The sequence below is a fragment of the Lentzea sp. genome (assembly GCF_035525475.1).
Taxonomy (GTDB): Bacteria; Actinomycetota; Actinomycetes; order Mycobacteriales; family Pseudonocardiaceae; genus Lentzea.
The window spans coordinates 1-4,688 of sequence record NZ_DATLEC010000110.1 but is presented as its reverse complement, the minus strand read 5'-3'; the positions used below and the strand labels follow the sequence as shown (position 1 = coordinate 4,688).

Genomic DNA, 4,688 nt, shown 5'->3' with positions numbered 1-4,688 from the left:
GGACGTCGACCGCGGCCGCATCCTCGTCGGCGGCCAGGACATCGCCCGACTGAGCCAGGCCGACCTGCGCGGCCTGATCGGGTACGTGCCCCAGGACCCTGCCATGTTCCACCGGACGCTGCGCGAGAACATCGCGTTCGCACGGCCGGGCGCGACCGACGCCGAGATCCACCGCGCCGCGCAGGCCGCGCACGTGACGGAGTTCGTGGACGCGCTGCCCGACGGGTTCGACACGATGGTCGGCGAACGCGGCATCAAACTGTCCGGCGGACAGCGGCAGCGGGTCGCGCTGGCCCGCGCCGTCCTGCGTGACGCGCCGGTCCTGCTGCTGGACGAGGCGACCAGCGCGCTGGACTCGGAGAGCGAGGTGCTGGTCCAGGAGGCGCTGTGGCGGCTCATGGAGGACCGCACCACGATCGTCGTGGCCCACCGGCTGAGCACGGTCGTGCGGATGGACCGGCTGATCGTGCTCGACCGCGGCCGGATCGTCGAACAGGGCACCCACGCGGAACTGCTCGACGTCGACGGGACGTACGCGAAGCTGTGGCGCCACCAGTCGGGCGGCTTCCTCGACGAGGCGGTCGGTACTCGGTGACCGGTCCTCGCGGACTGATCACCGAGTGCGAACCCACGAGCCCGGTCGTCGCGTACGAGATCGCCGGCACCGGGCCGCACCCCGTTGAGCGGCGATCTCACGCACGTCCGGAGCGCGGCTCACTCCCCGCCGGTGATGTCGGCGAGGCTGCCGTCGGCGAGGTGCTCGCCGACCGAGCGCGGCAACGGGTAGCCGCGACCCCCGCCGGGCCGGACGACCTCCCTGCCCGCCATCAGCGGCACCATCCGCCTGTGCGCCGGCAGGGTCAGCGGAGGCTCGCCGGGCAGGGGCTGGACCGGCCAGTCGTCGAGGGCGGCGACGGTGCTGGTGCCGGCACCGCCCGCGCGCAGGCGAGCGGGCAGGATCGTCAGCGTGCCGAGCAGGTACGCCCCGGCTTCGAACAGCGTGGGGAAGCGGTGCGTGGCGAATCTCCGCCCGCGTTCGTACTGCGCCACCTGCCACTCGTCCGGCGACGCAGGTCAGCCGTCAAGTTGTCGACGTTCTCCCGGCTGGCGGCGTCGCGCGCTTCCAGCTCAGCCCTGCGCTCTCCTGATTGCCCGAAGGACACGCACGCATCCCGGAAGACAGGCGCCGAACTTGGCGAGCAGGCTTCACTCGTCTCAGCGGTTTCGCGATGATGACCTGAAGTCGGCTCCGGAGGGACCCGGTACTCGCGTGACCGCCTGCCGCTGCTGCGCGAACCAGAGGACAACCGGTGGCGCGACCAGGTGCCTGGTCGGTCATCGTCGGCAGCCATCTGACAACACCCGCGTCAGATGACGACTCACGATCGCGCACTTGCCCAGGGCAGACCAAAACGTCGTGAAAACACTTTCATGACGATGTGCCTCCGTTACTCTGGTCAAGCTCGAATTCTGTCGATGTGAGGGGGCTTCGATGGGCAGGCTCAGCACTGGAACGAGGCGCGTTCTGTCCGTGATGGTTGTAGCGATGACGCTCGCTGTTGCGGGGGAGACCGGAGTCGCCATGGCGACAGATCCGAACGACGCGCCTCCTGGTTATGCCGGCCCGTTCTCCTATTGCAAAGGCAGTCGATTCGACGCAGTGCAGCTGCCGGTCGGCAACGCCTACATCGACGTGTACTGGACTTCCGAGGGCAGCGGCCAGCTCTGCGCCATGACCTACGACGTGGCTGACGGCCGACACCACATGGAGGTTCGCATCCGGCGCCTTGACTGGAAGACTTCCTGGTACGACAACGGTTACTACGACCGGTACGCCGGAGCGATCTACGTCGGTGGCATGGAAGGGCGTTGCGCGCACATCTCGGGCTGGGTGGAATTCGACGGGGTCAAATACGGCAACGGCGAGGATTTCTGCCCGTGACTCAGTTGAGGTGCCGACCACGAACAGCGGCGTGACCACGTGAGAACGTGTGCGCCCGCGGTCTGGCGACGTCGTCGATGGGGCCCCATTCACCGGTGTACCGCCGTGCGGTCGCGCAATGCCACGTAACCGGCCGCGAGAGCAGCCGCCACCACGGCTCCGGCGCTGTTGTTGAACAAGTCCTGCGTCTCGCACAGACCGCGCCCGACGAGCGGCTGCAGGACCTCGATCACCGCGCTCGACGCCACCGCCGAGACCAGCACCACGAGCGGCCGTCGTGTCGCGAGCACCGCGCACCACACCAGCGGTACGAACAGCAGCGCGTTGAACAGCTCCGACACTCCGCGCAGTGAGAAGCCGTTGAGGAGGCAGAACTGCGTGCCGACCAACGCCCAGCTCGGTTGGGACCGCGAGAACGTCAGGGCGAGCACGAGGCCGAGGAAGATCCCCGCGAACACGGAGGGAACCGGCCGCCACCCGAACCTCCGCGCCGCGAACCACGCGCTCGAGCCCAGCACCACCGCTCCGACCACCACGCCGCCCGTGGTCAGCGGATCCGAGAACACGAAGAGGATGGCGTCCAGCGTCCACCGCACCTGATCCAGCACAGTTCAGAACCCTTCGCCCCCACAACGGAATCCGATGCGGCGAACCCTACTGGGCGGCGGGAGAGCATCGGGATCATGGCCGCCGAGGAGGCCCGGCTGAGCTCACAGGCTGATGCTCTGGCCGGGAGCCAGCAGGGTTTCCTCGACGCCGGTGAGGTTGGCGACGAATGTCGCGGTGGCGTTCTGGCCCAGTTCGCTGAGCATCAGCTCGTGGATCTGGACCACCCGGCGGGGCTTGACCGCCCGCACGTAGTCGACCGCCTGGCCCAGGACGGTCCAGGGGCCGCTGGTGGGCAGCAGCAGGGTGTCGACGGGCGCCACGGGGGTGAAGTAGGCGTCGCCCGGGTGGAACACCGCCTCGTCGACCAGGTAGCCGACGTTGTCCACGCAGGGGATGTCCGCGTGGATCGTGGCGTGCCGGTCCCCGTGGACCGAGACGCGGAACCCGCCGACGTCGATGGTGTCCCCGGCCTCGACGGCCCGCACGCGTCCTTCGTGGTCGCCGAGCTTCTCGAGAACAGCCCGCGGCCCGAAGACGCGCAGGTCGTGGTCGGCGTCGAGGGCTGCCGCGAGCAGGGCGTCGTCGAAGTGGTCGAAGTGCTCGTGGGTGACTAGCACAGCCGCGGCTCCGGCGACGGCGTCCTTCGCGTCGGGGGTGAGCGTGCCGGGGTCCAGCACGATCTTCGCCCCATCCTTTTCCAGGGTGACGCAGGCGTGGGCGAACTTGGTCAGCTTCATGTCGGTTCCGTTCGAGTCCTACGGATCTTGGGTACAGCCAAACTGTACAGCTTTGCTGTGTTTCTGGCCAAGCGGGACAAATACAGCCGGGCTGTACAGTTGGCCCGTGGTTGACCAGGATCACCTCGCCGAGCGGCTGCGGGCCTCCGTCGGCAGGTTCGTACGTGCGACACGCGAGCACTCAGACTCTCTGGCGCCACCTCTGGCGCAGACCCTGGGTCTGCTCGACCGCGAGGGTGACGCGTCGACCGCGTCTCTCGCCCAGCGTCGCGGTGTGCGCCACCAGAGTCAGAGCCGCACCGTGAAAGACCTGGAGACCCTGGGCTTCATCGCCCGGCGGAACGACCCCGGGGACGGCAGGGGATTTCTGCTGACGCTCACCGCACAGGGTCGCGCCGCGCTGGATCGGGACCGCGGGGCCAGGCGCGACTGGGTTGCTCAAGCCATCGAGACGACTCTGGAGCCAGGCGAGCACGCTCTGCTCGGCACCTTGACCGAGCTCCTGGACCGACTGTCCGAACACGACAGTGGGCGGAAGTGACGTTCCTCGAGGGGACCTTTCACTGCGCGGCGGGTGCCGTGATGCTCAGGTGGGAGTGCAGGTCAGCGTCAGTGGTGTCGCTCCACCGGTGGCCAGGAACCCGAAGCTGGTGCTGCCACCCGCACCGATCGAGCCGTTCCACCCGGCGTTCCCGGCGACCACGCGGGTGCCGTCCTGCTCCAGGCTCGTGTTCCACGAGTGGGTGACCTGCCGGCCGGCGGGCCACGTCCAGCTCACCCGCCATCCGGCCATCGCCGTGCGGCGGTCGTTGGTGACCGTCACCGTCGCGACGTGTCCCGTGTTCCAGTCACCGTCGACCTGCAGGCTCGCCGAGCACCCGGCCGGCGGCAGAACCAGCAGCGTGATGGAGTTCGCCGGGTACGTCGTGTCGACGTGGCCGTCGCTCACCTGGAGATCGCCGCGCACGATGGCGCCCAGATTCGCCGGACCGTACGTGAACCGTTGCGCCGCACCGGCGGCGTCGAACCCGGCCACCGACAGCGGCGAGGTCAGGTCGTCGCCGGTCTTGTTGACGACCATGACGGTCAGCGCGCTGTCGGACGAGCGCTGCGCCGCGTACACCGCCAGCCGGCCCTGGTCGGCGGAGGTCGCCGACGTGCTGACGTCGCCGAACCGGCTGCCGGCGCCGTCGTAGTTCCGGTACATCCGGAACGCGTACGCACCCGGATCGGTCGGTTTGGGCTCGCCCCACATCGTCGCGAGGTCGAGGCCCTCGCGACCGAAGACGCCGAGGATGTCGGCCTGTGCCAGCGCACCGTTGATGTCGTCCAGGGCGCCCCAGTTGTACTCGGTGATGGCGGTCTTGGTGCCGGGGTTGTACTGGGCGATCCACGACTTC

Annotated in this window: 7 protein-coding genes; 3 read left to right on the top strand and 4 right to left on the bottom strand. The window is 68.9% G+C overall.

All coding sequences use genetic code 11. The features are described 5' to 3' along the window. The coding region (locus tag VM306_RS19510) for an ABC transporter ATP-binding protein (RefSeq protein WP_325516955.1) at positions 1 to 595 on the top strand (595 nt) is incomplete at its 5' end. A gap of 119 nt (positions 596 to 714) precedes the next feature. Here VM306_RS19510 and VM306_RS19505 read toward each other — a convergent pair. Further along, positions 715 to 1,050: a hypothetical protein gene (locus VM306_RS19505; RefSeq protein ID WP_325516953.1), complete on the bottom strand. Its 336-nt coding sequence runs from the start codon at positions 1,048 to 1,050 to the stop codon at positions 715 to 717. 496 nt (positions 1,051 to 1,546) lie between these two features. Here VM306_RS19505 and VM306_RS19500 point away from each other — a divergent pair, with 496 nt between their 5' ends. Further along, positions 1,547 to 1,942 (top strand): hypothetical protein, encoded by a 396-nt coding sequence (locus VM306_RS19500; RefSeq protein ID WP_325516951.1) that lies wholly within the window; start codon positions 1,547 to 1,549, stop codon positions 1,940 to 1,942. An 89-nt stretch (positions 1,943 to 2,031) separates the two neighbouring features. On the opposite strand, the gene VM306_RS19495 is transcribed toward VM306_RS19500, so the two are convergent. Continuing rightward, the gene (locus VM306_RS19495) at positions 2,032 to 2,550 is read right to left on the bottom strand and encodes a VanZ family protein (RefSeq protein ID WP_325516949.1); all 519 of its coding nucleotides are present in this window, start codon (positions 2,548 to 2,550) and stop codon (positions 2,032 to 2,034) included. A 102-nt stretch (positions 2,551 to 2,652) separates the two neighbouring features. Then, positions 2,653 to 3,288: an MBL fold metallo-hydrolase gene (locus VM306_RS19490; protein ID WP_325516947.1), complete on the bottom strand. Its 636-nt coding sequence runs from the start codon at positions 3,286 to 3,288 to the stop codon at positions 2,653 to 2,655. Between the two features lie 106 nt (positions 3,289 to 3,394). Between VM306_RS19490 and VM306_RS19485 the strand changes: the two genes are divergently transcribed. Continuing rightward, positions 3,395 to 3,829, top strand: a complete 435-nt coding sequence (locus VM306_RS19485) for a MarR family winged helix-turn-helix transcriptional regulator (RefSeq protein ID WP_325516945.1) — start codon at positions 3,395 to 3,397, stop codon at positions 3,827 to 3,829. Positions 3,830 to 3,874: 45 nt separating this feature from the next. Here the strand turns inward: VM306_RS19485 and VM306_RS19480 are convergent. Next, a partial coding sequence (locus VM306_RS19480; protein WP_325516942.1) for a cellulose binding domain-containing protein occupies positions 3,875 to 4,688 on the bottom strand: 814 nt, incomplete at its 5' end.

Bases quoted from the DNA above. Each gene is read 5' to 3' on its own strand.
- VM306_RS19500 (WP_325516951.1), top strand. From the start codon at position 1,547: ATGACGCTCGCTGTTGCGGGGGAGACCGGAGTCGCCATGGCGACAGAT.
- VM306_RS19490 (WP_325516947.1), bottom strand. From the start codon at position 3,288: ATGAAGCTGACCAAGTTCGCCCACGCCTGCGTCACCCTGGAAAAGGAT.